The 3,193-nt window shown below is 78.8% G+C and carries 3 protein-coding genes; 1 reads left to right on the forward strand and 2 read right to left on the reverse strand.

The genetic code is table 11. From position 1 onward, the window contains the following. Positions 1-15: 15 nt before the first annotated feature. Entirely contained in the window at positions 16-948 is a 933-nt protein-coding gene (locus WCS02_RS18965; protein WP_340295845.1) for a glycosyltransferase family 2 protein, read from the reverse strand. Further along, positions 945-2,096: a glycosyltransferase family 4 protein gene (locus WCS02_RS18970; protein WP_340295846.1), complete on the reverse strand. Its 1,152-nt coding sequence runs from the start codon at positions 2,094-2,096 to the stop codon at positions 945-947. The genes WCS02_RS18965 and WCS02_RS18970 overlap by 4 nt, the downstream gene beginning before the upstream one ends. A gap of 22 nt (positions 2,097-2,118) precedes the next feature. On the opposite strand from WCS02_RS18970, the gene WCS02_RS18975 reads away from it, so the two are divergent. Then, a partial coding sequence (locus tag WCS02_RS18975) for a glycosyltransferase family 4 protein (RefSeq protein ID WP_340295847.1) occupies positions 2,119-3,193 on the forward strand: 1,075 nt, incomplete at its 3' end.

Consider the following 3,193-nt stretch of genomic DNA (forward strand, 5'->3'; position numbering starts at 1 on the left):
CTACGATCCGACTTCTCAGGCGCCCGGCGCGCTCCGGGTCGGGGGCGCGCCCTGGCCGGCGCGGGCGACGACCCGGGCCAGGCGGAAGCGCACGGCGAGACCGACCCGCACGACCACGCGCAGCGGCCACCAGCGCGGCCCGGACCAGCGCCGCGAGACGTAGCGCCGGGCCGACAGGTGGTGGGCCCGGAGCATCGGCGTCGGCTCCGAGCGCCAGGTGTGCCCCCCGACGTGGGTGACCCGGGCGCCCGGCACGTACACCGACGCCCAGCCCGCGGCCGCGAGCCGCTCCCCCAGGTCGAGGTCCTCGAAGAACATGAAGTAGCCCTCGTCGAAGCCGCCGACCGCGTCGAACGCCTCGCGGCGCAGCAGCAGGCACGACCCGGACAGCCACCCGGTCTCGCGCTCGGTCACCGCCTCGGACTCCTGCCGGTAGGCGCGCGTCCACGGGTTCCCGGCCCAGGCCCAGCCGAGCAGGGCGTGCCCGATGCCCCGCCCCAGCGAGGGCAGGGAGCGGGCCGAGGGGTAGAGGGCGCCGTCCGGGCTCTGCACGAGCGGGCCGAACGCGCCGCCGCGCGGGTGGCGCTCCCCCGCCTCGACGAGCCGGTCGAGGGCGCCGGGCGCCCACTCGATGTCCGGGTTGGCCACGACGAGCCACGGCGCGGTGCCGCCCGCGGCGCCCCGGTTCGCGGCCGTCCCGTAGCCCAGGTTGCCGCCCGTGGGCAGCAGCTCGACCCGCCCGGCGGCCGCCTCCGCCTCCGGGACTCCGTCCGTGGACCCGTTGTCGGCCGCCACCACCCGTGTCTCCCGGACGGTGCTCACGGCGAGGGAGTCCAGGAAGCGCGGCAGCGTCTCGCCCGGGGAGTACGTGACGACGACGACGTCGACCGGCTCGAGGGCACCCGCGGGGGCCGTCGCGCCCGCGCCCACCGGCTGGTCCGTGCTCATGCCGCCACCTGCGCCGCGGCGCGCTCCCAGGACCGGACGTGCACCTCGGCGCTGGCCTCCCACGTGAAGCCCGCGGCGCGCTGCCGCGCGGCCTCCCCGAGCCGGCGCCGCCGGTCGGGGTCGGCGTGCAGGGTGGTCAGGGCCGCGGCGAGCGAGCCGGGGTCGGGCTCGCAGTAGGCGACCGCATCGCCGCCGACCTCGGGCAGGGACAGCAGCCGGGTGGTGAGGACCGCCGCGCCGCAGGCCATGCCCTCGAGCACCGGCAGACCGAAGCCCTCCCCCAGGCTCGGGTAGGCGACGACCTCCGCCCCGCCGAGGAAGGCCGGCAGGTCGCCGTAGGGCAGGTAGCCCGGCCGCAGCAGCGGCATGCCGTCGGGCACGCCCGCCAGGACCGCGGGCAGCGCCGTGTCCCAGCCCGGCCCCCCGGCCAGCACGAGCGCCGGCACCGCCGCCGGGTCGCGCCTGTGGAGGCCGGCGAAGGCGCGGACCCAGCCGCGCACCAGGGCGCCGACGTTCTTTCGCGGCTCGACCGTGGCGAGGAAGGCGACCCAGGGGCGGTCGCCCAGGCCGAGCGACGCCGCGACCCGGGCGTGCTCCTGCTCGCCGACGGGACGGAACACGGCCGTGTCGACGCCGTGCAGGGCGACGTCGAGGCGGTCGGGGTCGGCACCGGTGAGGCGCACCACCTCGTCGCGCGTGGCCACCGACGGCACGACGCAGCGGGCCGCGCGCCTCACGGCAGCCCGGGTCGCGGTGCGGAACGTCGCCGCCTTGACGGGCAGGTGGACGCCGGGGTCGGTGAAGAACGTGGCGTCGTGCAGCGTGACGACGCTCGCGGCCCCGGGGCGGGCCGGGGCCGTGTAGTGCGGGCTGTGCAGCACGTCGGCACCGGTCCGGGCGACGAGCGCCGGCAGCCCCGTCTGCTCCCACAGCAGCCGCCGGGCGCGCGAGGCCGTGGCCGCGGGCGCCGTCACGACCTCGCGGACGCCGAGGCCCGCGACCGTGGCGGCGTCGCGCTCCTGGCACACCACGACCGGGTCCTCGCCGCGCCGCGCGAGCGCCTGCAGCAGGGCGTCGGTGTACCGGCCGACGCCGCCGCGGTCGGCGGGGACGGCGGTGGCGTCGAAGAGCACACGGGGACCGGGCACCCCGGGACGCTACCGTCACCGGGTGCGAGCACCGGGGGACGAGGGCCCCGACCGGCTCCGGGTCGCGGTCACCGTCGAGCAGTCCTGGCAGCCCGTCCCCGGCGGCACCGCGTCCTCCACCAACGCGCTGCTGGCCGAGCTGGCCCGCCGCGACGACCTGCGGGTGTGGGGCGTCGCCGCCGCCCACCGCCGTCCCGCGCCGGGTCCCTGGCAGCCGCCCGTGCCGGTGCACCACCTGCCCCTGCCGCGCCTGGCGCTGTACCGGACCTGGCCGTCGCTGCGCTGGCCGGCAGTGACCGCCGGACGGGGACCCCGCCCCGACGTCGTGCACGCCACCTCCCCGGCCGTGCCCCCCTCGGCGGTACCCCTCGTCGCCACCGTGCACGACCTCGCCTTCCTCGAGCGGCCGGACCTCTACACGCCCCGCGGGGTCCGCTTCCTCACCCGCGGCACGACGCTGGCCCGGGAGCAGGCGGCGGCGGTGGTCGTCCCCAGCCGCGCGGTCCTCGAGGAGTGCCTGGTGGCGGGCTTCGACACCGGCCGGCTCTCGGTCGTGCCGCACGGCGTGTCCGTCCCCGACGTCGCGCCCTCGCAGGTGGCCGACCTCCGCCGGCGCCTGGACCTGCCCGGGGAGTACGTCCTGTGGTGCGGCACCCACGAGCCCCGCAAGAACCTCGCCACGCTGCTGCGAGCGTTCGAGCTGCTCGTCGCCGACGGCCGGGACCTGCACCTGCTGCTCGTCGGGCCGCAGGGCTGGGGGCCGCTGGCCGTGCCCGCCGCGCCGGTGGCGGCCCGGGTCCGGACCGCGGGGTTCCTCGACCCGGCAGACCTGCACGCCGCCTACGCCGGGGCCGCCGTCATGGCCTACCCGTCCCTGCGCGAGGGCTTCGGGATGCCGGTGCTCGAGGCGATGGCCCACGGCGTGCCGGTGGTCACCACGCGGGGCTCGGCGATGGCGGAGTTCGCGACCGGGGCGGGCGTCCTCGTCGACCCGACCGACCCCGCGGCCGTCGCCGCCGGCGTGGACGCCGCCCTGTCGGACGCCGCGGCGCTCGGGGCCCAGGGCCTGCGGACCGCCGCCGGGATGACGTGGGCGG

This window comes from Aquipuribacter hungaricus (assembly GCF_037860755.1).
GTDB lineage: Bacteria > Actinomycetota > Actinomycetes > Actinomycetales > JBBAYJ01 > Aquipuribacter > Aquipuribacter hungaricus.